Raw genomic sequence first — 24840 nt, 5'->3', positions numbered from 1 at the left:
CCATCACACTCAGGGGGTTTTGAAAATGAAACTTAAAGTCTTAAGTCTTTTAGCCGCCCTATCCATAGTCGCCGGCTGTGAAACGCCGTCGGAGGGAACGGGCTCTACGGCAGGCTCCGGGGACGCCGCCACGTCGTCGCCTAGTGGAGGGACCGCGCCTGCCCCTGCAGCAGTGCCAGGGTCGCAGCAAGATTTTGTTGTGAACGTTGGTGATAGGGTATTTTTCGGTACAAATAAAGCCGATTTAAACTCTGAAAGTATATCAACACTTAAGAAACAGGCGGCGTGGATGAAAAAACACAATAGTGTCAATCTTGTCATTGAAGGCCATTGTGACGAGCGCGGCACGACCGAGTATAATTTGGGTTTGGGTGAGCGCCGTGCTAACGCTGTCAAAGATTATCTCATTAGCGTCGGTGTCGCTGCGAACAGAGTTAAAACCATAAGTTACGGTAAATCTCGTCCTGCAGTGCCAGGGTCAACCGATTGGGCTTGGTCGCAGAATAGAAGGTCTGTATCCTCGGTAAAAGGTGCTTCTTCGAACTAGCATAGGCTTGAGGTTTGGTGCAGAGGGCGTGCAGCGCCACGTTGCTCTGCGCCCTCCCATGCCATAAAACGGCCTTAATTGCTCAATATCATTCTGTGGTCGATGGAGCGGGAAGATGTTTAAGGCAGTTTTTACGCTCGCTGTGGGTTTTATACTGGTATCTGGTTACACAGCGGGAGCACAAGAGAATAAAGATTACGCCGACGATTTGCGCCGCTTGGTGCAAGATATACGTGACCTGCAACGATATGTTTACTCAGGATCCGGCGGTGGCCAACCCAATAAACCCGGGGAAGTAGGACCTTCGAATTCTTTGCCTGCTGATGCAGTATCTCGGCTGCATTTAAAGCTGCAGTCTTTAGAATCACAAATTATGACGTTGACTGGGAAGTTAGAAGAAATCGAAAATAGTCAAGGCCGTGATGAAGATAGGTTGCAACGTCTTATTTCCGATGTGGATTTGCGCCTTCGCGCCATCGAAATAAAAACTGGTGTGAGCCAGTCCTTTGGAGAATCAAAACCACCTGTTGCCCCGGAGCATGTTGTTTCCTCGACGCGCGGTTTGAAACCCGGTCAGAAAACCCTTGGAACTATCTCGTCGGGTGATATGGCCAATAGTCCAGCTAGACTTAAAGAAAAGCCAAAAATTCAATCATCGGCCGGGGTGCAACGGCCTCTTAAGGTTCTCACGCCTGCAAATTCCACTAATCTAGAGCTTTTACCAGATGGCACTCCAAGTCAACAGTATGCATACGCTTTTGGTCTTTTAAAAAAACGCGATTTCGAAAATGCTGCGCGGTCACTCAAAGCCTTCATTCGGAAAAATCCAAAACATACGCTTGCGGGAAACGCGATGTACTGGCTGGGAGAGACATATTATGATCAAAAACAATATGCTGAGGCAGCAAGGGTATTCCTTGATGGGTATCGTCGTTACCCGAAGAGTAAAAAAGCGCCGGATAATCTCTTAAAATTGGGTAAAGCTCTTAATTCGGTAGGAGAGAAGAAATCAGCTTGCGCTACTTGGTTGAAGTTGCTGAAAGATTATCCCAATTCGGGTTCACGTCTGACACGTAACGCAAAAGATGCCGTTAAACAGAATAAATGTAATTAATCGATGAATGTCGGGTCTAGTCCTAATTTTCACTCGGAGGTTTCTTCGGATGAGTTCGAGGCGCTTATGACGGCGGTCGGACCTTTCGAACATTCACCGCATCTAGCCGTGGGGTGTTCAGGCGGTGCAGATAGCTTAGCGCTGGTTCTATTGCTCGATAAATGGACCAAGGTCAACGGTGGAAGAGTAACTGCTTTAATAGTCGATCATGGTATTCGAGAAGAGTCACACGATGAAGCATTTACAGTAAAAAGTTGGCTTGCAGAAAGAGGGCTCGAAAGTGAAATTTTGTGCGCTAATATCACAAAGTCCACTCCATCGTTACAAAATGTGGCTCGTTCCGAACGATATCGTCTGATGGGGGATTGGTGCAGAGAAAGGGGTGTTTTGCATCTTTGTGTGGGTCATCAAAAAGAAGATCAGGCTGAAACCCTTATTCTAAATTTAATGCGTGGTAGTGGCATCGATGGTCTGGCGAGTATGGCTCCGATTGCAGAGCGTGAGGCGTGCCGGATATTGAGACCATTATTGTCTGTTCCCAAATCTCGTCTCATTGCCTATTTAAGGTCGGAACGGCAAACCTATGTGAAAGACCCCTCAAACGAAGACATGGCTTTCAAGCGAGTTCGGATTCGGGCTTTATTGCCGGAGCTTGCGCGGGAGGGCGGAAATACTCAGAGGTTGTTTAAGGTAGCGACGCGCATGGCGGAAGCACGAGCAGCATTAGAGGATGAAACAGCTGTTCTTATGGCAGAGTCAGTTGTTGTGCTCCCTGAGGGATATGCACGGCTAAATCCGCAACCCATCCTGAAAAGCTCTCGCGAAGTAGCACTAAGAGCCTTGGGGCGGGTGTTGCGTACAGTCGGCGGAAAACTTTACGCGCCTCGTGGCGAACAATTAGTTGACTGTTACGAGTCTTTGGTGATGAGCCAGAAAGGCGAAAGGAAGTTTTGTCGCACGCTTTGTGGTTGTCAAATGCGTGAAAAAGATGGCTCTATTTTCATATATCGCGAGCAAATTAATAGAGCTGAAATTTCTGAAATTGGTCAGAAATGGCTGTGGGATGGCAGGTTTCTAATGACAGGACCGCCTAATCGAATATCAAAGTTTTTTCTGGCTGATGGTCAAAAACCGCCTAATCTTGGCGCTTACATAAAAGAGCGAATACCAATTCCTTTCTGGCAAGCATTACCGTTATTGACAGGCCTTGACGGGGAGGCTTTAGTGCCCAATGTTATAGGAACGCTACTGCAAACGACAGAATCAGAGGGAATTTCTTTTGAGGCGTCTTTTCAGCCTAGAAGGCCACTCTCTGAAGCGTCCTTCGGCACCAAAGGCATCGTCGGTGTAAATGCGGTGAATGCGTTTACCCGAAACAACACGTTGCCGTGACAATTGTGGCGGGTGGTGGTACTAACTGAGGTTTGTTTTGAAGATTGTTAATCTAGTTCTTTGTTATTTCATAAGGAGACGATGCGCTGTTTGGTCGTAATGTAGCTCTTTGGGCTGTTATTTTAGTGGTATTGTTCGGACTTTTTAACCTGTTCCAGCGTCCGCAGGGAGGGAACACTACAACTGATGTTCCATATTCTGCATTCCTCAGTGATGTAGACAAGGGGCAAGTTGCAAAGGTCACAATTCAAGAAAATAAAATATTCGGAACTTACAAAAACTCCAACAGTTTGTTTACATCTATAGCGCCCGAAGATCCCGGATTAATAAACAGGCTGATAAAAAATGGTGTTACAGTTGAAGCGAAGCCTCCTGAGGAAGGCATGCCCACGCTTTTTGCTGTTTTACTTAATTGGTTCCCAATGCTCCTGTTGATAGGTGTTTGGATTTTCTTCATGCGCCAAATGCAGTCTGGTGGTGGTCGTGCAATGGGATTTGGAAAGTCAAAAGCGCGAATGCTTACGGAGCGGAGCGGGCGGGTGACGTTTGAAGACGTTGCTGGCATTGAAGAGGCTAAACAAGAATTAGAGGAAATCGTCGATTTTTTGAAGGACCCTCACAAATTTCAACGCCTAGGGGGGCGCATTCCAAAAGGTATGCTTCTTGTTGGCCCGCCGGGGACTGGAAAAACGTTACTTGCGAGAGCAATAGCTGGTGAAGCTAATGTCCCATTTTTCACCATCTCTGGATCAGAATTTGTAGAAATGTTTGTAGGAGTCGGCGCATCGCGGGTTCGCGATATGTTCGAACAGGCTAAGAAAAACGCACCATGCTTAGTATTTATTGATGAAATTGATGCAGTCGGGCGACATCGTGGTGCGGGCTTAGGCGGTGGAAATGATGAACGGGAGCAGACTTTAAACCAGCTTCTCGTTGAGATGGATGGATTCGAGGCGAACGAAGGTGTTATTTTGATCGCAGCTACTAACCGTCCAGATGTTTTAGATCCGGCTTTATTGCGGCCTGGAAGGTTCGACCGGCAGGTTGTTGTTCCAAACCCCGACATTCTAGGGCGAGAACGAATTCTTAGGGTCCATATGCGAAAAGTACCATTGACTCCAGACGTGGACCCGAAGGTTATTGCGCGAGGAACACCTGGGTTCTCAGGTGCGGATCTAGCAAATCTAGTGAACGAGGCAGCGCTTTTGGCAGCACGCAAAAATCGCCGAGCTGTATCTATGTCTCAGCTTGAAGAAGCAAAAGATAAAGTGATGATGGGTGCTGAGCGACGGTCAATGGTAATGACTGAAGACGAAAAAAAGCTAACAGCATATCACGAAGCAGGGCATGCCTTGGTCATGTTGGAAGTTCCGGGCCATGATCCTGTTCATAAAGTAACCATTATTCCACGTGGAAGGGCTCTGGGGGTTACGATGTTTTTGCCAGAGCGCGATAAGTTGAGCCAATCCATTTTGGAACTCAAGGCGAACTTGGCTAGTCTATTCGGCGGCCGCGTTGCTGAGGAGCTGATATTTGGTGAAGATAAGATTACTACCGGTGCCTCCAATGATATACATCAAGCAACTTCCCTAGCGCGCCGGATGGTGACTGAATTTGGTTTTTCCGATGCACTCGGGCCACTCAGGTATTCAGAAAATGAAGAGGAAGTCTTTCTCGGTCACTCCGTTACCCAGAGGCAAAACATGTCCGATGAGACAGCGAGCATAATAGACAAAGAGGTTCGGAAGTTTGTTGAGGAAGGCGAAACTACCGCTCGTAAAATCGTTTCAGAGAGAATAAATGAGCTTCATAATTTGGCTAATGCTTTACTAGAGTATGAAACATTAACTGGCGATGAAATCCCGGTTGCTTTGCGCGGTGACCCGGTAATACGTGCCGACGACGAGCAATCTGTGGCTGACAATGTTCGCTCTTCTGTGCCTAATACGGGTGGTGTGGGTCCCGCTCCTGAACCACAAAATAGTTAATAAATTGCAATAAAATGTGTTTTAATAGACACTTGCCCCATTCTTTGTGCTTCTCTAAGACTTAGCGAATTAAACAGCTATTTACTTTTGGAAAAAGAGTATGGGGCGCAGATTTTTCGGCACCGATGGCGTGCGGGGCGTCGCCAACAGCGAGCCAATAACACCGGAAATGGTGTTGCAGCTTGCGATGGCAGCAGCTCGCCATATTTGTTGTGGTAAAGGCAATCATTCAGCGGTGATTGGCAAGGATACACGTTTATCTGGATATATGCTAGAACCCTCGTTGACAGCAGGATTTACATCGATGGGGGTGGATGTAACGATGGTGGGTCCAATGCCGACACCAGCTGTTGCAATGCTAACGCGTTCCCTTCGTGCGGATATCGGGGTTGTTATTTCGGCATCTCATAATCCACATCAATATAATGGTATTAAACTCTTTGGCCCGGATGGTTATAAGCTCTCAGACAAAGATGAGCTTGCCATTGAAGCGACGATGGCGGATCGCAGTAAAGGACTAGCAGCACCCGAAGCGCTTGGTAGGGCACGTCGTCTTGATGATGCGCCGGGAAGATATATCGAATTTGTTAAGCAAACTTTTCCTAAAGGGAGCCGCCTTGATGGGCTAAGAATTGTAGTCGACTGTGCTAATGGCGCTGCTTACAAAGTTGCCCCTAGCGTTTTTTGGGAGCTGGGAGCTGATGTCATACCGGTCGGCATATCGCCCGATGGCACTAACATCAACAAAGGGCTGGGGGCTACTAACCCAAGCTATATGTGTGATCACGTCCGTGAGAAAAAAGCTGATATAGGCATTGCCTTAGACGGTGATGCCGACAGAGTTATCATTGCAAATGAGAAAGGTGTTATACTTGACGGTGATCAGTTGATGGCAATTATTGCAGAAAGCTTGCAAACACAAGGGCGTTTGTGCGGTGGTGGAATTGTGGCAACCGTGATGTCCAATCTTGGATTAGAAAGGTTTCTCGACGGGTTGGGTCTCACTCTAATTCGAACCGCCGTTGGGGATAGATATGTTGTCGAAGAAATGCGGAAGCGAGACTTAAATGTTGGAGGAGAGCAATCAGGCCATATCATTCTCAGGGACTATGTTACGACCGGTGACGCATTAATAGCTGCACTACAGGTTTTAGCCGTGCTCGTAAGAAAAAATAAATCACTCAGCGATATTGGGCACGCTTTCGAGCCGGTACCGCAGAAACTAGAAAATATAAAATGCAGCGGTATTTTCTCTTTAAATGATGAATTAGTACAAAAAGCGATTAGGGACGGGGAAACCCAATTGGGCAGGAGTGGTCGCTTAGTAATTCGTTCTTCGGGAACAGAACCTGTAGTTCGGGTTATGGCTCAAGGTGACAATGAGGAACTTATATGTAAGGTCGTAAACAATGTATCGGCTATAATCAAAAAGGCGGCTAGCTAATGTCTTTAAAAAAAAATGGAAGGGTGCTTGTCGTTGCTGGTTCAGACTCTAGTGGTGGGGCGGGGATCCAGGCCGATATCAAAACCATTACGGCTCTCGGGGGGTATGCGGCAACAGCTATTACTGCGTTAACAGCTCAAAATACAACAGGTGTAGCTAGTGTTCAGCCGGTAGAGCCTGCATTTGTTGCTCATCAAATGAAGGTTGTTTTAGAGGACATCGGTGCCGATGTCTTGAAAACGGGTATGCTTCACTCGGCTCCGGTAATAGAAGCTGTAGCAGGGGTGTATCGAATGATGTCGGCGGACATGGTCTACGTGCTTGACCCGGTAATGATTGCTAAAGGAGGACACAGCTTGCTGGACATTAGCGCTGTTGACGCTTTAAAGAAGCGACTGCTTCCACTAGCAGACCTCGTTACACCTAATATCCCGGAAGCTCAGGTGCTGACAAACATGCGTATTGACGGGCCAGACCAAATGGAAGCAGTAGCAAAAAAAATACTAGGGTTCGGGCCTGGTTCGGTATTGCTCAAAGGTGGACATCTCAAGGGTTCTCAACTTCATGATGTGCTTGTTACGTCTCTGGGATCAGAATGGTTTGAAACAGAGCGCATAGACACTCGGCACACGCATGGCACAGGTTGCACCTTAGCATCTGCAATTGCGACCGGCCTTGCACAAGGATTGGTGCTGGATAAGGCGGTATTTCGAGCTAGAGAATATGTCCTTAAAGCAATCCGGACGGCTCCTGGGTTTGGTGCAGGGCATGGTCCCTTGGGTCATAGTCACACAGCATCAATATTTCCACCAAAAAAATAATTGGGTCACCCATGGTGGTTATTTTTCCCGGAGAAATATTCAAGTGATTAGCCTTTTTCTTCACGTCATCGGCGGGTCATTTTATCCAATTACAGTCTTTGATCTCTCGAAATATCTGACTTAATCAATAGTTCAAAATTAGAAACTTCGACTATTAACTGAGGATTTGAAGGTTGAATAATAACAAATCAAATCTTGGATTCTATGAAAAAATTTTGAGGGTAATGAGTTGGATTGATGTGAACGAGCCATCTAATATCCTACCACGCGTAATAGAGCATGAGCTAAAGTTAGCCAATGGTGAATTAGAGATGATTTGTTATCGTTGGGGCGGAACAGACGTAGAGAAATTTTTGGAATCCCTTAAGCTTGAACAATTGGGAAAACGGTTTTTGAAAAATCGCGCTTGTTGCAATAAATCAGAAGGAAGGTCATTGGGGCAGCCGCTTTCTGGGAGTAATTTGAGCATCAGATTTGAGGTCGCTGTGCCGGGAGGGTTTGGGTATAAAGGGCAAGGACTTAATATATTCTATGCTTGGCGGGAAAATATATTTGGGAATTATCTTATTGCTGTAACTAATCAGGGTATCTGTGGATTAGCATTTGAATTAGATGGTGATAGGTCCTTAACGGAAAGAAACCTTTTCGCTTCTTGGAAAAGAGCAGTTATAAAAGAGAGTCATGCTAAGACAGAACCATATGCTATTGACCATGTGGATACTTGCCACAAAACTGAGGTTTTAGCGATAGGGACTCAATTCCAAATAAAAATATGGAAGGCATTACTCAAAGTACCCTTAGCGGCTGTTGTAAGTTATCAAAAACTTTCTTCTATGGCTGGCGAAAGCAGAAGCGCCCGTGCGGTCGGTGGTGCTCTTGCCAAAAACCAAATCTCTTGGCTAATCCCTTGCCATAGGATCATCAGCTCAAGTGGCGATATTTTTGGTTACCGCTGGGGGCAGAGCCGTAAACGTGCTATGTTAAGCTGGGAAGGGTTAAACGAGCACAAAATTAATTAGGAAGGATTGATTCCTCCCCATGCGATGAAGTTTGAATTACGGAAGTGCTTTTTTCGGTAAAGAAAAGGACTTCCGTCTACATTTGTGACCTGACCGCCAGCTGCATCAAGTATTGCGTGGCCAGCTGCAGTATCCCATTCGCATGTTGGACCAAAGCGCGGATAAAGATCTGCATCACCCTTTGCGACCATACAAAATTTGAGTGAACTTCCTGCCTCAAGTGTTTGAACAACGTTGAAAGTAGCAAGAAAATCTTGTAGCTCGTGATTGCTACCATGGTGTCGACTACTGATAATGCTTACGCCATCATCTTTTGGCACATTTACAGCGATCGGCACAATGTTTCCATTTTCACGGCAAAAAGCGCCATGTCCAGCGGCTCCCCAATAACTTGATTTTAATGCTGGAGCACAAACAACACCGAGTATTGGAGACTTGGTCCTGATCAGTGCAATATTTACGGTAAATTCGTCATTCCGCCGCACAAATTCCTTGGTGCCGTCGAGCGGATCTACAAGCCAATAATAAGGGCTACTTAAAATAGGTGTTTTTCCATCAGCCACTTGTTCTTCGGCTACGACGGGCAGATTGGGGGTTAATTGAGAAAGCCCCTCTAAAATTATTTTTTCAGCAATAATATCGGCTTCAGTTACGGGAGATTGGTCATTTTTAATTTTTGTTTCAAAATCTGTACGGTAAATCGCCATAATTGCTTCACCCGCGTCATCAGCAAGTTTTGCGATCTCGGGCAATAATGAAAAATATTCTGTCACATGGCCTCACATAAACAAGAAACTCAACGTATAGTAAAACCTTAAATACATGGTCACCACCAGAATTTGCTCATATATTGGAAGAAAACACAAATCGTGGAGGAAAGTACAAAATAGATTGCCATAAATACTCCCACCAGAAAAAAGCACGGAAAATTAACTTAAATCTCGTATATAATTCAAATGAATATGGAACAACATCACGTTCGATTGAAGGACTATTATGACCCTTTGTTGCGCAAACATGGTGGGTCATATCGTGGGATGGGTTGGGTTAGTAATAACCTTCAGAGCATTCGGTTTGAAGCAATGTATGCGGTCGCCGACATTAGTGACTCTTCTATACTTGATATAGGTTGTGGAGCCGCCGGATTTCTTGATTGGCTGACTGAACGTGGTTACAAGGGTCGTTACACTGGCATTGATTTTCAAGAAAAAATGATTGAACTGGCCCGAACCCAGCATCCTTTGTCAAAGTTTCCTAATGCCATGTTTGAGTGTAATGATTTTTTGAATGTGGCGGAGAAATTCAGAGCACAATATGTATTTGCAAGTGGCATATTTTCGTTAGCCGATATGAGCCTTCTAAGGAGAACTGTGACTGAAATGTTTTACGTTGCGGAACGAGGAGTTGCTTTCAATTGCTTGTCTTCCCTGGCGCCGCGCAAGTATCCAAATACTTTCATGTTTGCCGACCCATTCGAAGTGGAAGCCTTTTGTAAGACACTAACTGCAAACGTCAAAATGAGGCACGATTACCTCCCTCAGGACTTTACAGTTTTCATTTATCGCAAGTAGACAAAACCCGTGTGAGTAACATTTTCGTCAAATAGCTCAGTAATAAAAAAACCATGAAATCATTGAAGCTTGCAATCATAACTGACATCCATCATGGCCCACCTCGCTATACCAAAAAAGGCGCTGAAGCATTACCTCTGTTGGAATCCTTTGTGAACGAGATTTCTGCTGGGAATTTTGATGCTGTAGTGGATTTGGGCGATCGAATCACAAATGTGGATAAAATAACAGATGGAGATCTTACAAATGAAGTCGCTGATGTTTTTCGAAATATCAAAGTCCCTATACACCACTTATTAGGCAATCATGACTTACATTATTTGACGGTGAGAGAAAACGAGAAGTTGCTTGGATCGAACCTTTCCAGCAATAGCATAGATGTGAAGGGTAAGCATCTAGTTTTCTGGAATATCGATTTGTCAAACACTTATGCTGATAATCAAATTCCAAGTGACAGTGATCTTTTATGGCTCAAAACCGATCTTAATCACACTGAGCTGCCAACAATAATTTTCACACACATACCACTCGATAATGCATCCATGGTGGGAAACTTCTGGTTTGAAAATAACGTAGATGGGGCATCGTTAAAAAATACTGACCGTGCCCGGGAAATTATAGAGGCCTCGGGCAAGGTTATTCTCTGCATTGCTGGTCATACTCATTGGAACAAATTGAGCACTATTGATGGGATTCATTATTTGACCATTCAATCATTAAGCGAAAGTTTCACAACTGCGGGCATGGCTTCAGAGGCTTGGGCGGAACTGACAATAGACGAGATGCTCCATTGTGTGGTTCATGGGAATGATAGGATGCTTCATAAAGTGGCAAGCAAGAAGCTCTATTCACGTTGGATTTCACCAAGGCCTGCGGTTAGAAAAATAAAAAAGGGATCAGTCGCTGGTGTTAACGAAACTATCAAGGGCCTGCTGATTGATATGGACGGCGTGATTTATACCGGGGAAGAAGCTATCCCTGGCTCGCCTGAGGCTATTCGCTTGATTCAAGAACGAGGTATTGAAATCATATTTTTAACAAATAATGCTCGCCTGTCTCCTGATGGGTATGTTCGGAAACTCAAACGACTTGGGATAACGATAGAGCCAGAAAACATTATAACATCAGGGGTGGCAGTGGAAAACTTTGTCAGGGAGCTTGATGCTCCTCCAAAAGTTCATGTCATTGGAAGCACAGCTTTGCGCGAATTAGTTCTTGCTGCAGGAGCTGTGGAGAGCGATGAAGCGGAGTATGTGATCGCAGGGATTGATCTAGGTCTCAATGTGGGGGATTTGACGGTTGCTGTTCGGCACCTCATTAACGGAGCTAAACTTCTTGCTACAAACACCGATGCTATAATTCCCGCTCAAGGTGGCCCCGAGCCTGAATCAGGTCCAGTAGTGGCTTTTCTAGAGGCTGCAAGCGGGCAGCAGGCGTATAATTTTGGTAAGCCTCAGAAAGCGATTTTTGATTTGGCAATTGAGCGCGCCGGCGTTTCGCGGGACTCCATTGTTATGATTGGTGACACTTTGGAGACAGATATCGCCGGTGCTAGGAGTGCGGGGTTGCGCTCCATTCTTGTGGAATCCGGAAATCCTATCTTTGATTTGGAACAAGACCTAATGCCCACAATGAGGGCTGCAAGCCTCGAACAAGCCGTACCTCTCATACTGAGTAATACAGAAAAAGCTAGGTAAACTTTTTAATTCTTAAAGGTTTTATAATCTCGGAAAAATCCACGTCTAATACAGAAAAGATTTCTGATGCTTTCGGACGCAATGCTTTTTGTTCTCGAGACCTAAGAACCATCTAACATGGGAACCAAAGTGTAGCTAATGAGTGTGCTGAGTATTTTTTATTTCTCGGGTCCCAACTTTTAAAAAGCCCCCCCAGCTCGGGACATTGAGCTGGGGGGCTAGTAGCCCTTAAAAAGAGTAAGGGCTTCTTCCAGGGAGGAACTAGTCGAAAGCTTCGTCCCACGTGCCGCGAGTTGCGGCCTTAGAGTATTCAGTGGCACGGTTTTCAAAGAAATTTGCATGCTCAACACCGTTTAACATTTCGTCGAGCCATGGGAATGGATTTTTCTCAATATGATGCATTGGCTGCAAGCCAAGTTGCATTAATCTGCGATCAGCAATGTATCTTATATAACTTTTAACACCGTCGGCATCGATACCTTCTACTCCCCCAAGTTCAAAGGCTAAATCTATAAAGGCATCCTCGTGGTTCACGACTGTTGAGCAATTCACGTATAAGTCCTGCTGCAATTTTTCATTCCATACTTCATTATTTTCTTTAATGAAGGTACGGAAAAGTCTGATAATTGAGGCGGTATGCAAACTTTCGTCTCTTACCGACCACGAAACAATTTGCCCCATGCCCTTCATTTTATTAAATCTTGGAAAATTCATGAGGATCGCAAAACTAGCAAATAGTTGCAAACCTTCTGTAAATGCTCCAAATACTGCCAGTGTTTTTGCAATATCCTCTTTTGTCTCTACGCCCCATTGCTGCATATAGTCATACTTATCTTTCATCTCTTTATATTTTAAGAAGGCTTGATATTCATTTTCTGGCATACCCAAGGTATCCAATAGATGAGAGTAAGCCGCAATGTGGATAGTTTCGATATTTGAAAAGGCCGCAAGCATCATCTGTATTTCTGTTGGCTGAAATACACGTGAATAATTTTTCATATAGCAATTATTGACTTCAACATCAGATTGCGTGAAAAATCTAAAAATTTGCGTCAGCAGGTTACGCTCTGCATCCGATAACTTATTATGCCAATCTTTAACGTCATCGGCGAGCGGCACTTCTTCAGGAAGCCAGTGGACTCGTTGCTGAGTTAGCCAAGCATCGTAAGCCCATGGGTATTGAAATGGTTTATATATTGGGTCAGCGTTTAATAACGACATTTTTTCACTTAGTCCTCGGTTTTGGCGCTCAAGGGCACCTATTTAAGGCCTTTCTATTGACAGGCCAAACATTCCTCATAGTCAATCTGGTTAACGTCAGAGCTGCCATTTGTGTTTTCAAGACGCGGGGAATTTGCTTCGTCTTTAGTCGCTTGCGTAGCAACAACTTCTGCTCGCTGGATTGATTTAGACCGGCAGTAGTAGAGTGTTTTTACGCCTTTTTTCCAGGCTTGAAGGTGTAACTGATGAAGGTCTCGCTTATGAACGTCTGCTGTAAGAAACAGATTCACTGATTGTGATTGGCAAATTTTAGGCGCACGGTCCGCTGCATGCTCAATTATCCAACGTTGATCTAACTCAAATGCGGTACGAAAAACATCCTTTTCATCTTGACTAAAAAAGTCCAGATGTTGGACCGAACCCTCATTGGTTGTGATTGAGGTCCATACCTCTTCGGTATCCTTTCCTTTTTTCGCAAGTAATTGTTTGAGATGTTTGTTACGAACGTTAAAAGAGCCGGATAGAGTTTTATGAGTAAAACTATTAGCTGCCACAGGCTCAATACCCGGAGATGTCCCTCCGCAAATAATGGATGTTGACGCATTGGGAGCCACGGTCATCTTTGATGAAAAACGTTCCATTATATTGAATTCTGCAGCATCTGGGCATGCGCCGCGTTCTTTGCCAAGCTTAACTGAAGCTTTGTTAGCTTGATCCCGAATATGAGTAAACATGCGTTTATTCCAGACCTTTGCCATAGCGCTCTCAAAAGGAATCATCTTTGATTGCAAGAAAGAATGAAAGCCCATTACGCCCAGCCCAACTGAGCGCTCACGCATAGCCGAGTAAGTCGCTTTTTTAAAATCATCATGAGCATTATCTATGAAATCACTCAAGACGTTGTCGAGGAATCTCATTGAGTCCTCTATGAAACTTGGATGATGTTCCCACTCGGCAAACCGTTCCAAGTTAACTGAGCTGATACAACACACAGCAGTTCGTTCGCCACCATTTTTATCCCGGCCAGTCGGCAGAGTAATTTCGGTGCAAAGATTGGACATTTTAACATGTAATCCAGCAAGCTTGTGATGTTCGGGAATAGCACGATTTACATGATCAATAAAAATTAAATATGGTTCGCCCGTCTCTACCCGTGCAGTCAGAATTCGAATCCAAAGGTCTCTCGCAGACACCTTCCGTAAAACAGTGCCATCTTTAGGGCTTGTAAGACCCCATTCCTCATCATTTTCTACAGCACGCATGAATGAATCAGGTATTACAATACCGTGGTGCAAATTAAGAGCTTTTCGATTGGGATCACCTCCCGTCGGACGTCTAATTTCAATAAATTCTTCAATTTCAGGATGGCTTACTGGAACATAAACAGCCGCTGAACCTCTGCGGAGCGAACCTTGGCTGATAGCAAGTGTCATAGAATCCATAACTCGAATAAATGGCACAATACCTGACGTTTTCCCGTTAGCACCAACTTGCTCTCCGATTGAGCGCAAATTACCCCAGTAACTTCCTATTCCACCGCCCCGCGCTGCGAGCCAAACATTTTCATTCCAAAGGTCTACAATACCATCCAAACTATCGCCTGCTTCGTTTAAAAAGCATGAAATTGGCAGCCCTCTATTTGTGCCACCATTTGATAGGATTGGGGTAGATGGAGTAAGCCATAACTTACTTAAGTAATCGTACAGTCGTTGTGCATGTGCTGAGTCGTCTCCATAATGCAGTGCAACTCGACCAAAAAGATCTTGGAAACTTTCACCTGGCATTAAATATCGATCTGATAACGTTTCCTTGCCAAAAGTTGTTAGCAATTGATCACGACCGCGATCTAAGGTGATACGATTACCACGCTCATTCTGAACAGTATCTCGAACGTCTTCAGTCAGTTGCCCATCTAATTCACAGTTTGTGTCAGTAATCTGATCAGGTGACAGTTGTGTGGTTTTTTTCAAAGCCCCATTTATGGCTTCCTCTACGTTTAAATCTAAAAAGTTATCCACAACCGTGTCTTCAAGGGTCTCTTCCCCTATGTATGTATCGGTTGCGTCACTCATAACCCCTCCTATCCACAGCTGTGGAAAGAACAAACTGTGCATAAAACACTATATTTCGTAATTTAATTTATTCACCATACCATATATTGCAATTCTGTCACCTAGAACAGAGTATGAACATGTAAATTTTTCTATAATTATTTGTCTTTCAGTCGCAATGTATCATAAAATAAATTTCAAAAGTGTTCTTTTTTTGTTCTTATTTGAAGAAAAAGTTTTCCCTTTCATTAGACTGTTTTAGCTCTGCAAGGCTTTCCTTAACTCATTCTGTTGCTCGTTTGGAAAAACGGGAATGAAGTTATGCCCAATGAAAATTTTTGATGCATTTTAGAGTTAGAAAGAATATCAAATATTTGGCCTAAGTAGCGGATCCCTTATAAAAACAATCGTAAAGAAACCAAAAGAACAGAGGACTTTTTGAATTCAACCCATAGCACCAACCATCTTATTCATCGGCGTTGCAGCCAAAGGCCCAATACTACTAATACACTCATCGACCAATAAATAAGGTCTAGTGATACTGTCGTTATAAGGCTACCAGCTATGAGTGGCCCACCAGCCGCCCCTACATCACGCCAGGTTTGACCTATAGCTACGCGGCGAAGGGCCGTCTTATTAGAATTACGAAGTGCTATTTCTGCGGGCCAGAGTGCTGCAATAAAAGAGCGTCCTAATACAGCTAAAAGTCCTCCCACATACAAAAAGCCATACGCTAGGAATGCAAACCCAACAGCGGTAATTAAAGTTGACCAGAAAAGAAGTAAATTTGTGCCATATTTATCACCCAAAATACCACCGAGTGGCGCTAATAAAGCTTCTGAACCGCGGCGGATCCCCAGCAGAACACCCCCAGAAATCATGGCCGAATTAATTGAGCTCACCTCTGCGATACTCAAAGTTATGGCCATGGCAAATATGCCATCAACAGTAAAACCAGCAATAAACATGAACCAATCAAAGCGGTTTGGTATGGGAAGCCACTGGGTTTTTTTTGGTTTTTGTTTCCGCCATTCCTTTGGTAAAAGTAGGGCGACCGGAATAGCAACTGCACTTATAACGCCAAGCACAACAAATATCTCAGTTGGCCCAATGGCTATTGCACCAAGTGGACCTAGAAACAGGACGGCTGCTGGGCAGATTTGCTGGACTGCGCGGCTAAAACCTACTCTTGTTCCAGCCTTGGATCTATCCTTAATAGCATATGCAAAAACTACGAGCGTTAAAGACGCAAAACAAAGCCCCCATGTAACCCTTGCAATAAGCAAGATTGGCCAGCCAGTTGTTAGTCCATAGGCAAAAGTTGAGAGGGAAGCCGCTATAGCTGATATTATGGCGAGGTTACGGGGTCCAATGCGCTCCGCAAAGGCGGCAATAGCGCCATACGCGAAAATGCGTATCAATCGGTTTGCAGCTAAGAGAACTCCTACCCAAAATATGGTAACGCCAAACAACTCCGCATTTACCGGCAATATGACATAGATCAGTACATCACCCAATAATGCCAAAGACAGCACAGTTGCAGACAGCAAAGTAGATCTAACGCCTTGCTCATTGACGGCTTTTTTATATTCCATACTTCTTGCGCACTGCAAGCTTAGCTGTTTTTCAGCAATAGCTTCCCTCTAGTTAACCCGGCTTCCATGATTTGATGCGTCTCTCTTGTCATGATTAATGGCAAGATTTTGTCGATATTTACTCTTAGCTTATCTTTCCTAATATAACTCAAAAAGATCTCCAGATCGCATCAATCTTTCCTCGCGGTTTGATATATAGTCAGCTAGATGTGGGCTAGTGAAAAATACTGACCCAGCTTCGGCAAGATCTAATGGGCTAATAGCTTCGACAGCCCCGGATGCAGCCCCATAGTTAACACAAGTCCCTCGTTTTTAGTGGCCCGTAGACTTTCAGCAATAGTCATCTTTCCAATGGAGCCATAGACCACATGCACACCCTCTCCATTGGTTAGTTCAAGCACTGACTCAGCAAAATTTTCTTTTTTGTACAAAGTGGTGTGGTCGGCGCCATTGACTATAGCTAAGTCAGCTTTTTCTTGACTACTAACTAATGCAAAAACTTCGGCTCCACGAGCTTTTGCGAGTTGTACCAATAGCTGTCCGACTCCGCCTGACGCGGCATGAATAAGGTATCGATGGCGAGGGTCTACAGGGAATAGTGAATGGGAGAGATAATGGGCTGTTGATCCTTGCAACATCAATGCGTTGGCGATATCTAAAGGAATATCCTCTGATACCGGAATTATTTTCCAAGCAGCAACTTTGGCGAATTCGGCATAAGAGCCGAGTTCTGTGCGATAGGCAACACGATTCCCCAGGTTAAGGTTTTTTACACTTTTGCCAAGAGCCTTAACAATTCCGCCCCCCTCCATCCCAAGCGTCATTGGTAAACTTTGTGAATAGGTTTGTGATTTCGCGTAAAGCCCTTTTCGATTATAGATATCAATGAAATTTACACCTGCTATTTCGATATCAACTAAGACTTCATCTTCCTGTAGGACGGGAATTGGAATCTCGTCGTAAGAGAGAGTGGTTGAGTCGCCATATTCTGGTACCCGTATCGCTTTCATACGCTAGTCGCTTTGTTTTTCGTGGGTGAGTAAAGCCCAGCCAGCAGAGCTTTTTGACAGGTAAGCGCATAGACTAAGTCAATGGTTGGGGTTGCTATTTGGGCGAGCTTACCTAATTCTGATACGGAGCCAACAAGCGCATCGAGTTCGAGTGATTTTCCAGCTTCGAAGTCTTGGAGTGTGGATGATTTGGCGTTACCAAGAGTGGCAAGGCCGTCCAAGCGTTTGTCTATGTCAGGACAAGCATTGGAGCCGAAGGCCATAGCCACCGAGGAGGCTTCTTTAATTATGTTGTGTAAGACATCCCGCATGCCTGGTGCACCGAAGACGCCTTCAAATCCTGCTTCCAGCAGCACGCTCAAGGGGTTGCCTGTAATATTTGAATATAGTTTAGACCAAATTTCGGAGCGTATATCTGTTGTAGACTGGATTCTCAGTTCGCTTGGAGAGAGAGCAGCGACTACACGCTTCACTCTGTCGCTTTCGCTATTATTTGGCTCACCAATAAGGAACGTACCACCTGCGTTATGTTCAACTACACCGGGTTTTATAATATTGCTTGCAATGTGAACTACACAGCCCAAAGCCTTCTCGGGACCCAACGTTTTTAGTACGATTCCACCAGGATCAACACTTTCCAAATAGTCGGCTGTCGGATCATTGTTGATACCATGGAAGAACCACCACGGAATGCCATTTACGATATGCATGACTGTAGTATGTGCACCGATCAAAGGTTCAATTTGAGCAAGTGCCGGCGTCAGTGTATGCGCTTTGACCCCTAAAATTAAGAGGTCTTGTTGGCCAAGTGATTGAGTGTTGTAGGTAGCTTCTACTTTAACTTTCCACTCTCCATTTCTGTCGCAGATTTTGAGTCCTTTTTTTTGGATCGCCTCCAAATGGCGGCCACGGGCAACTATTGTAATAGCAGCACCGCCTCTAATCATTCGGCCAGCAAGTATACCACCAACTGCACCGGCTCCAAATATACATATCTTCATGCCAAATTACTCACTAATGTAAGAACCGAATGTATGGTCTCGAAATAAGTGTGCGTCAATGATGTTGGCTCTCGACGAAAAGTGGTAAGCGTAATAGATTATAAAAAAGGGCGTAATTGTGGAGAAAATCTATGATTGATGAAAAAAGTTTGGAAGAGGCCAGAGCATGGATAGGAAGGTCTAAGACCCTTGAAGGCATCGTGACACCGTACGCTGCTAGCTGTATGGCGGCGACGTTAGACCGGAAGAATTTCGAATTCCAGAATGGTGACGATGTCCCATTCGTGTGGTACAGGCTCGGATTTCCTGAACTGTCCCCGTTGTCTGCCTGTGGCCGTGACGGCCATCCGGCACTCGGGGAATTTATGCCCCCGAGTCCGTTGCCGCGACGAATGTACGGTGGAACGACGATGACGTTTAATCGTCCAGTTAGGGTTGGTGAGCCAATAACCAAGATCATGAGCATAGCAGATGTGACCGCAAAAGAAGGCCGTTCTGGGGATTTAATGTTTGTCACGGTTCGTCAAGAGATTGCTGACAAAGACGGGGTGGCTATTACAGATGATCGCATGCAAATATATCGCGGAGAAGCCGTGGCTGGGTCAACCGCAAGTCATAAGCCAGCTCAGCCCCCAGAAGGGGCACAGTGGGTTAAAGAAATTGAACCATCTCCGGTTTTGTTATTTAGGTTTTCGGCACTGACAATGAATAGCCACCGCATACATTACGACCGGTCTTACGTGACTGAGGTCGAGGGGTACCCGGGCCTCGTTTTTAATGGTGGACTAACAATGATTATGCTTCTAGAGCTTTTTCATGAAAATAAGCCCAAAGCGATCTTGAAAAAAATTAAAGTAATGGCGCGCTCTGCACTGTATGACATTGCCCCCTTTACTGTTAATGGCAAGGAAGGGGAAGAGCCTGGGACTGCCAGTTTGTGGGCGGTCAATCCAACTGGTGGATTAGCCTACACGGTAGATGTGGAGTATGAGGAATGAGTGAAGAAATAGGGCTCAGTGCTGAAGAATTGCGAAGTTGGATCGGGCGTAGCATTGAAGAAGAGGATGTAGTTACTGCAGCACCGATCATGAATTATGCTGCAACCATGGATTGGGAGGTGCCAGAAGTTAAGGATGGCGATGAAATTCCACCCGGCGCTCATTGGTTTTTCTTCCATGACCGTACCCGTCACTCAGAGCTTGGTAAGGTTGGATTACCTAAAAGGGGCGAATTCCTGCCTCCTGTGCAGCTCGCTCGTCGCATGCACGCAGGCAACCGTCTTGAGTATTTGAAGCCGCTCCATGTTGGGGAAAAAATACATCGGAAAACTGAAATTCACGATATAACGCCAAAGATGGGTGGTACCGGCCAACTCGTTTTTATTATAACTCGCAATACCATTTCAGGTGAGGATGGGCCAGCGCTAATAGATGATAGGACGATAGTTTATCGAGAAGCGGCTAAGCCAAGCGATACAAAACGAGAGCCCGCGCCTCCGCGAGACGATGCAGTTTGGAAAAAAGTTCACCAAGCTGACCCCGTACAGATGTTTCGGTTTTCAGCCCTTACCTTCAATGCATCTCGAATCCATTATGATTACAAATATGTTACCGAAATTGAAGGCTATCCAGGACTGATAGTGAATGCACGGCTAACAACTAGTCTCTTGATAGATTTTTGTTTGGAAAAAAACAATGGCAGGTCTCTGACAGAAGTAGCTACTAAATTTATTCGGCCACTTTATGATTTTGCGCCCTTTAGTTTGTCGGGCAAACCGAACTCCGCTGGTGATGGTGCAACTATGTGGGTGGCTGACCCAGATGGAGCAACGGCTATGATTTCAGAAATGCGGTTTGGCTGAGATACGATATTGACACTTAATATTCTACTTAGGCAATCAAATAAATTGGGAAGACAGGTTGCAGACGACTTGTAGGACAAAAGATTTGAATAGGGTTAATTAGCGCTGTGCCAGCGCCTGTCAGTTTAACATTTTTTCTGAACTAAGAAACGAACAAAAAACAAATTGATCTCGCCTGTGACTGGTTTGGCGTATGAAATAGCAAGTAAGGATATCGAGGTGACAAAAAAGGAAGAGAAAAAATCCCAGGCAAGTTCATCTACCAGTCTGGGTAGATTCTCCCCGCTTGTATCGGTCCACAAGTGGTTGCCAAGGTTAAAACCACAACACTTAGCCGCGGCAGTCTTAGTTATGCTCGGCCTAATCTGGGGTGGATTCGAGATACGTTCTCGAATGACTCATGTTTACGAATATGATGCTCGCATAACCGGAAATCTCATCACAATCTCAAGCCGTGTACCAGGTTGGATTACTGAAATCCCAGTGCGTGAGGGACAAATCATTGGCGTGGGCGACGTCCTGACGGTTATAGATAAACAAGAATCTGAGCTGTTAGTTCGCCAGCTAGGGTCTGAAGTTAAGGCTACCGATGCATCTCTTAACCGTCTGCATGCTCGTCGCGACCTAGTGGCGAAACAATCTGAAAGTCAATATCAGACAGCAGTATCGTCATTAAACGGGGCTAAGTCAGTTGTACAGGCATTGAAGGTTCATCGTGAGGTAGCGCGGGCTGAATTGCAGCGTACAAAGACGTTGTTTAAGAAGAAAGTTATCCCGCGTATTCAATTAGAGCAGGCCATGACACGGGCGCAGCAAGTCAATGTTGAATACCAAAAAGCATTAGCAAGTCTTCAATCTTTAGAGGCCCGGTTGGATGAGGCGGCGGCAAATCTCAATCGAGTCCAGGTATTAGATGAAGAAGGCCAAGTCCTACGACAACGTATAGAACAGCTAGGAGCAAAACTAGAGCGTCAGAAAATCGATCTTATGGATCGTACAATTAAGAGTAAAATTGAGGGTGTGGTCGATAAAATTTTTGTTGATGTTGGGGAGTATGTGACACCTGCGCAACGTCTCGCCATCATACATGACCCAAATAAGATTTGGGTTGAAGCCAACATCAAAGAAACCGAGGTTCGCAAACTAAGGATTGGCCAATCCGTAGACATTTCTGTTGATGCTTTCCCTGATCTCGAGATTGTAGGGAGGGTAGAAGCGATAGGCAATTCTACAACAAGCGAATTCGCGCTCCTTCCCACGCCAAATCCCAGCGGTAATTTTACTAAAATTACGCAGCGGTTGCCAGTTCGAATAAAGGTAGAGCAGCAGAAGGGACTGCTACGTCCAGGCATGATGGTCGAGGTCAATATTGATATCCGAGATCGATGATAGTGGACGTGTAGAGGAATACACTCCTACTGAACGCTGGATAATAACCATCGTTGCGATGTCCGGTACATTTTGCATGTTCATTTCGGCAACCATTGTCAACGTAGCGATCCCAAGTGTTATGGGAGCTTTCGGAGTTGGTCAAGACCAGGCCCAATGGGTAGCTACGGCTTATCTTGCGACTATGGTTGCGAGCCAACTTCTCAGCCATTGGTTTGTTAGAGCTTTTGGTACGCGGCTTGCCTACGTCATCATAATATGTATTTGGTTGTTTGGTACTCTTGTTTGCACCACAACAACTACTCTAGATTTTTTGGTTTTAGGTCGGGTGCTTCAAGGCATGGGGGCGGGAGTTATGCAACCCCTAGTTATGGTGCTGGTGTTTAAAGTCTACCCTGCTGATAAACGTGGTTTCGGAATGGGTATATACGGCATGGTAGCAACTCTAGCGCCGACCTTCGGTCCGTTACTCGGTGGGTACGTAATCGACTATTTTTCATGGAGAACAATCTTTTATGCACCAGTACCCCTAGCAATTGTAGGACTGATTTTTGGGCCTATTTTCATACCCGGAGATCGCCCAAGAGGACCTTTGCCAAGATTTGATTGGTCAAGTTACATACTTCTGTGCGTAACTTTGTGTTGCATCATTTCGATGTTATCTAATGGTCAGAGATGGGGTTGGGACTCTAACGTCATGATTTACACTATTCTAATAGGCTTGGCCACCGGTATATGGTTCATAAAGATACAAACTCAGGCAACGCTTCCAATGTTAGACTTTTCTCTTTTCCGCCACGGACGTTTCAGTGCGGCAGTGGCGGTATCTTTCGTCTTTGGTATGGGTAACTTTGCCTCAAGTTATATGGTCCCAGTATTTTCCCAGGTGGTTCAGGGGTTTACACCTAGTAATGCAGGTCTTGTGATGATGCCGGCCGGAATTCTTCTGTCGGCAGCTCTTCCTTTTACTGGAAGGCTCTCGGATCATGTGCCGGCACACATCATGGTTATGTCGGGTCTAATACTATTTGCCGCTGGAGCTATTCTTATGAGCGGAGCAGATGTGAACACTTCTTTCTTGAGTCTCATGATTTTTATAATCATAAGTAGATTTGGTCTTGCATTTATTTTGCCCTCCCTCACCACTGCGGCTTTCGATGCACTTGAGCCGGAGGAACTAAATCAAGGTGCCGGTGCCTTGAACTTTCTTCGGCAACTCGGTGGTGCATCTGGTATTTCAATACTTGTTATCACAATGGAGAATCGAGCTCAGTTCCATGGCACGAGTCTGACCGCTACTCAGACGCCTGGTAACAATGTTAGCCGCGAACTGTTGGGTGCCGTTAGCAATATAATGGGGCAACACGGCCTGCCAGACACACTACATACACCGGGAGCTTTGCATTATCTTGGCGAAATTATCTATGCGCAAGCCTATACATTTGGTTTTAAAGACGGTTTCCTAGTTCTTGCCTTATTTTTCCTTTTGGCATTACTGCCAGCATATGCCATGCGCGAGCGCCCGCGGCATACGGAGGAATAAAGATGGCAGCTGGAGATATGGCAGAGCTTGAGGCTCGGTATGGCCCAAAGTTTCGATGGTTAGTCGCGGCTGCAGGGGTAACGGGGACCATATCAATGGTGCTTTCAGCAACTATAGTAAATGTTGCGGTGCCAAGCGCGATGGGCGCATTTGGTGTTGGTCAAGACCAGGCACAATGGATGGCAACTGCCTTCATAGCGACCATGGTTGCTAGTCAATTGCTGGCGGCGTGGTTTATAGATGCTTTGGGAGAACGGTTAACCTACACGGTCATTGCAGTTGTCTTCCTTTTTGGGAGTTGGCTTTGCTACTTTAGTCCAAGTATGGATTTTTTGATACTGGGGCGGGTGATACAGGGCATTCCGGCAGGTATAATACAACCCTTAATGATGTCTGTGATCTATCGGGCTTTCCCTCCTGAAAAGCGAGGTTTGGCGATGGGAATTTATAGCACCGGCCTCATGATGTCCCCGATGCTTGGACCTGTAGCGGGTGGGTACATTATAGACGAACTGAGTTGGCGTCATATTTTTCTGTTTCCTTTGCCATTTTGTGCTGCGGCTTTGGCTTTGGGGTTCTTTTTCCTTCCCGGGTCATGGAAAGTTCGTCATCTACCGCGATTTGACTGGTCAAGTTACATCCTTTTAGTAGCGGCAGTATTCCTATTGTTAACAGCTCTCAGCAATGGACAGCGCTATGGCTGGTCGTCAAACTATATCCTCACGTTATTCTTCTTGGCATTGATAGTGGGTGGTTGGTTTATTCGCCTACAATTACGAAGTGCGGCGCCTTTATTAGACTTTTCTCTATTCTATAATGCGCAGTTTAGTGCTGCAGTGATCGTTTATTTCGTTTTTGGAATGGGTAATTTTGCTTCGAACTACATAATTCCAGTGTTTGTTCAAGAGGTACAGAATTTTTCCGCTACGCTGTCGGGCTTAGTGTTACTTCCCGCGGGTATTATGGTTGTATGCTTAGTTTCTTTTATGGGAAGGCTTACCGACCTCGTGTCTCCTCATTATATGGTAATGATTGGGCTTGGGATGTTTGCGCTCGGCAGTCTCCTTATGAACGGGTCCGATGTTAACACAGCTTTTTGGACTTTTGCTATCTTCGTTATGATCAGTCGGTTCGGGATGTCGATGATACTACCTGCTCTTAATACAGCCGCTTTGAGAGCGCTCTCTTCTGAGGAATTGAATAAGGGTTCTGGTACAATGAATTTTCTTCGCCAGCTCGGTGGAGCCTTTGGAGTCTGTGGCTTGGTAGTGGCTATGGAACAACGAACTCAATTTCATGCAGATGCATTAGTAGCGACTCAAACTCCTGAAAACCTGATAAGCAGAGGTTTGTTGGATCAAGTGGGACAACTTCTCGGGGAATTTGGAGTTCCAGAGGCTATTCGTGGTCCAGGGGCTTTACATTATTTGGGTGATATAATTTCGGCTCAGGCTAGTACACTCGGGTTTAAAGACGGATTTCTGATTATCAGTGTAGTCTACGTTATCGCCATATGTCCTGCGTGGATACTTGGTCGTTCGACCCCCCCCCGATAAAAAAACCTCATCTTAGACGA

At 45.2% G+C, this 24840-nt stretch carries 20 protein-coding genes; 14 read left to right on the top strand and 6 right to left on the bottom strand.

Annotated elements, in window-relative coordinates; translation table 11 throughout:
- Positions 1–25: 25 nt before the first annotated feature.
- The 7 genes from pal (at position 26) to VX941_00725 (ending at position 8325) form a co-directional block, all read left to right on the top strand.
- Positions 26–547, top strand: coding sequence for a peptidoglycan-associated lipoprotein Pal (gene pal, locus VX941_00755; GenBank protein ID MEE2931938.1), 522 nt, complete (start codon positions 26–28; stop codon positions 545–547).
- A 115-nt stretch (positions 548–662) separates the two neighbouring features.
- On the top strand, positions 663–1661 hold the full coding sequence (gene ybgF / locus VX941_00750; protein ID MEE2931937.1) for a tol-pal system protein YbgF: 999 nt from the start codon (positions 663–665) through the stop codon (positions 1659–1661).
- 3 nt (positions 1662–1664) lie between these two features.
- Positions 1665–3053, top strand: coding sequence for a tRNA lysidine(34) synthetase TilS (tilS, locus tag VX941_00745; protein MEE2931936.1), 1389 nt, complete (start codon positions 1665–1667; stop codon positions 3051–3053).
- Positions 3054–3139: 86 nt separating this feature from the next.
- A complete protein-coding gene (gene ftsH / locus VX941_00740; GenBank protein ID MEE2931935.1) occupies positions 3140–5041 on the top strand; it encodes an ATP-dependent zinc metalloprotease FtsH in 1902 nt (633 codons plus the stop codon).
- 100 nt (positions 5042–5141) lie between these two features.
- Complete coding sequence (gene glmM / locus VX941_00735) at positions 5142–6485, top strand: phosphoglucosamine mutase (GenBank protein MEE2931934.1); 1344 nt, start codon at positions 5142–5144, stop codon at positions 6483–6485.
- Entirely contained in the window at positions 6485–7306 is an 822-nt protein-coding gene (thiD, locus tag VX941_00730; GenBank protein ID MEE2931933.1) for a bifunctional hydroxymethylpyrimidine kinase/phosphomethylpyrimidine kinase, read from the top strand. Before glmM ends, thiD begins: the two co-directional genes overlap by 1 nt.
- Before the next feature lie 173 nt (positions 7307–7479).
- Entirely contained in the window at positions 7480–8325 is an 846-nt protein-coding gene (locus VX941_00725) for a methylated-DNA--[protein]-cysteine S-methyltransferase (GenBank protein MEE2931932.1), read from the top strand.
- On the opposite strand, the gene cysQ is transcribed toward VX941_00725, so the two are convergent.
- Entirely contained in the window at positions 8322–9098 is a 777-nt protein-coding gene (gene cysQ, locus VX941_00720) for a 3'(2'),5'-bisphosphate nucleotidase CysQ (GenBank protein MEE2931931.1), read from the bottom strand. The two genes, VX941_00725 and cysQ, sit on opposite strands and share 4 nt — an antisense overlap.
- A gap of 183 nt (positions 9099–9281) precedes the next feature.
- On the opposite strand from cysQ, the gene VX941_00715 reads away from it, so the two are divergent.
- The gene (locus tag VX941_00715; GenBank protein ID MEE2931930.1) at positions 9282–9896 is read left to right on the top strand and encodes a class I SAM-dependent methyltransferase; all 615 of its coding nucleotides are present in this window, start codon (positions 9282–9284) and stop codon (positions 9894–9896) included.
- A 53-nt stretch (positions 9897–9949) separates the two neighbouring features.
- Positions 9950–11593 (top strand): HAD-IIA family hydrolase, encoded by a 1644-nt coding sequence (locus VX941_00710; GenBank protein ID MEE2931929.1) that lies wholly within the window; start codon positions 9950–9952, stop codon positions 11591–11593.
- Positions 11594–11854: 261 nt separating this feature from the next.
- Here VX941_00710 and VX941_00705 read toward each other — a convergent pair whose 3' ends face one another.
- The 5 genes from VX941_00705 to VX941_00685 all read right to left on the bottom strand — a co-directional run bounded on the left by VX941_00705 (position 11855) and on the right by VX941_00685 (position 18471).
- Positions 11855–12814 carry a ribonucleotide-diphosphate reductase subunit beta gene (locus VX941_00705; protein MEE2931928.1) on the bottom strand — a complete coding sequence of 320 codons (960 nt, stop codon included), beginning with the start codon at positions 12812–12814 and terminating at the stop codon, positions 11855–11857.
- A 53-nt stretch (positions 12815–12867) separates the two neighbouring features.
- A complete protein-coding gene (locus VX941_00700; protein MEE2931927.1) occupies positions 12868–14886 on the bottom strand; it encodes a ribonucleoside-diphosphate reductase subunit alpha in 2019 nt (672 codons plus the stop codon).
- A gap of 449 nt (positions 14887–15335) precedes the next feature.
- Positions 15336–16460 carry an MFS transporter gene (locus tag VX941_00695; GenBank protein ID MEE2931926.1) on the bottom strand — a complete coding sequence of 375 codons (1125 nt, stop codon included), beginning with the start codon at positions 16458–16460 and terminating at the stop codon, positions 15336–15338.
- A 248-nt stretch (positions 16461–16708) separates the two neighbouring features.
- Positions 16709–17470 (bottom strand): zinc-binding dehydrogenase, encoded by a 762-nt coding sequence (locus VX941_00690; protein MEE2931925.1) that lies wholly within the window; start codon positions 17468–17470, stop codon positions 16709–16711.
- Complete coding sequence (locus tag VX941_00685; GenBank protein ID MEE2931924.1) at positions 17467–18471, bottom strand: 2-dehydropantoate 2-reductase; 1005 nt, start codon at positions 18469–18471, stop codon at positions 17467–17469. The genes VX941_00690 and VX941_00685 overlap by 4 nt, the downstream gene beginning before the upstream one ends.
- 131 nt (positions 18472–18602) lie before the next feature.
- Between VX941_00685 and VX941_00680 the strand changes: the two genes are divergently transcribed.
- The 5 genes from VX941_00680 (at position 18603) to VX941_00660 (ending at position 24820) form a co-directional block, all read left to right on the top strand.
- Positions 18603–19469 carry a MaoC family dehydratase N-terminal domain-containing protein gene (locus VX941_00680; protein ID MEE2931923.1) on the top strand — a complete coding sequence of 289 codons (867 nt, stop codon included), beginning with the start codon at positions 18603–18605 and terminating at the stop codon, positions 19467–19469.
- Positions 19466–20332, top strand: a complete 867-nt coding sequence (locus VX941_00675) for a MaoC family dehydratase N-terminal domain-containing protein (protein MEE2931922.1) — start codon at positions 19466–19468, stop codon at positions 20330–20332. The genes VX941_00680 and VX941_00675 overlap by 4 nt, the downstream gene beginning before the upstream one ends.
- A 219-nt stretch (positions 20333–20551) precedes the next feature.
- On the top strand, positions 20552–21721 hold the full coding sequence (locus VX941_00670; GenBank protein MEE2931921.1) for an HlyD family secretion protein: 1170 nt from the start codon (positions 20552–20554) through the stop codon (positions 21719–21721).
- Positions 21702–23264 carry an MDR family MFS transporter gene (locus tag VX941_00665; GenBank protein MEE2931920.1) on the top strand — a complete coding sequence of 521 codons (1563 nt, stop codon included), beginning with the start codon at positions 21702–21704 and terminating at the stop codon, positions 23262–23264. Before VX941_00670 ends, VX941_00665 begins: the two co-directional genes overlap by 20 nt.
- A gap of 2 nt (positions 23265–23266) precedes the next feature.
- Entirely contained in the window at positions 23267–24820 is a 1554-nt protein-coding gene (locus VX941_00660) for a DHA2 family efflux MFS transporter permease subunit (GenBank protein ID MEE2931919.1), read from the top strand.
- Positions 24821–24840: the final 20 nt, after the last annotated feature.

The organism is Pseudomonadota bacterium, from assembly GCA_036339585.1.
Taxonomy (GTDB): Bacteria; Pseudomonadota; Alphaproteobacteria; order UBA8366; family UBA8366; genus UBA8366.
Note: the sequence above shows the minus strand (reverse complement) of the source record. Positions and strands in the feature narration are given on the sequence as shown.

Excerpts from the sequence above, each read along its gene's own strand:
- pal (MEE2931938.1), top strand. The coding sequence starts at position 26 with ATGAAACTTAAAGTCTTAAGTCTTTTAGCCGCCCTATCCATAGTCGCC.
- ybgF (MEE2931937.1), top strand. The coding sequence starts at position 663 with ATGTTTAAGGCAGTTTTTACGCTCGCTGTGGGTTTTATACTGGTATCT.
- tilS (MEE2931936.1), top strand. The coding sequence starts at position 1,665 with ATGAATGTCGGGTCTAGTCCTAATTTTCACTCGGAGGTTTCTTCGGAT.
- glmM (MEE2931934.1), top strand. The coding sequence starts at position 5,142 with ATGGGGCGCAGATTTTTCGGCACCGATGGCGTGCGGGGCGTCGCCAAC.
- thiD (MEE2931933.1), top strand. The coding sequence starts at position 6,485 with ATGTCTTTAAAAAAAAATGGAAGGGTGCTTGTCGTTGCTGGTTCAGAC.
- VX941_00715 (MEE2931930.1), top strand. The coding sequence starts at position 9,282 with ATGAATATGGAACAACATCACGTTCGATTGAAGGACTATTATGACCCT.
- VX941_00710 (MEE2931929.1), top strand. The coding sequence starts at position 9,950 with ATGAAATCATTGAAGCTTGCAATCATAACTGACATCCATCATGGCCCA.
- VX941_00705 (MEE2931928.1), bottom strand. The coding sequence starts at position 12,814 with ATGTCGTTATTAAACGCTGACCCAATATATAAACCATTTCAATACCCA.
- VX941_00700 (MEE2931927.1), bottom strand. The coding sequence starts at position 14,886 with ATGAGTGACGCAACCGATACATACATAGGGGAAGAGACCCTTGAAGAC.
- VX941_00695 (MEE2931926.1), bottom strand. The coding sequence starts at position 16,460 with ATGGAATATAAAAAAGCCGTCAATGAGCAAGGCGTTAGATCTACTTTG.
- VX941_00690 (MEE2931925.1), bottom strand. The coding sequence starts at position 17,470 with ATGAAAGCGATACGGGTACCAGAATATGGCGACTCAACCACTCTCTCT.
- VX941_00685 (MEE2931924.1), bottom strand. The coding sequence starts at position 18,471 with ATGAAGATATGTATATTTGGAGCCGGTGCAGTTGGTGGTATACTTGCT.
- VX941_00680 (MEE2931923.1), top strand. The coding sequence starts at position 18,603 with ATGATTGATGAAAAAAGTTTGGAAGAGGCCAGAGCATGGATAGGAAGG.
- VX941_00675 (MEE2931922.1), top strand. The coding sequence starts at position 19,466 with ATGAGTGAAGAAATAGGGCTCAGTGCTGAAGAATTGCGAAGTTGGATC.
- VX941_00660 (MEE2931919.1), top strand. The coding sequence starts at position 23,267 with ATGGCAGCTGGAGATATGGCAGAGCTTGAGGCTCGGTATGGCCCAAAG.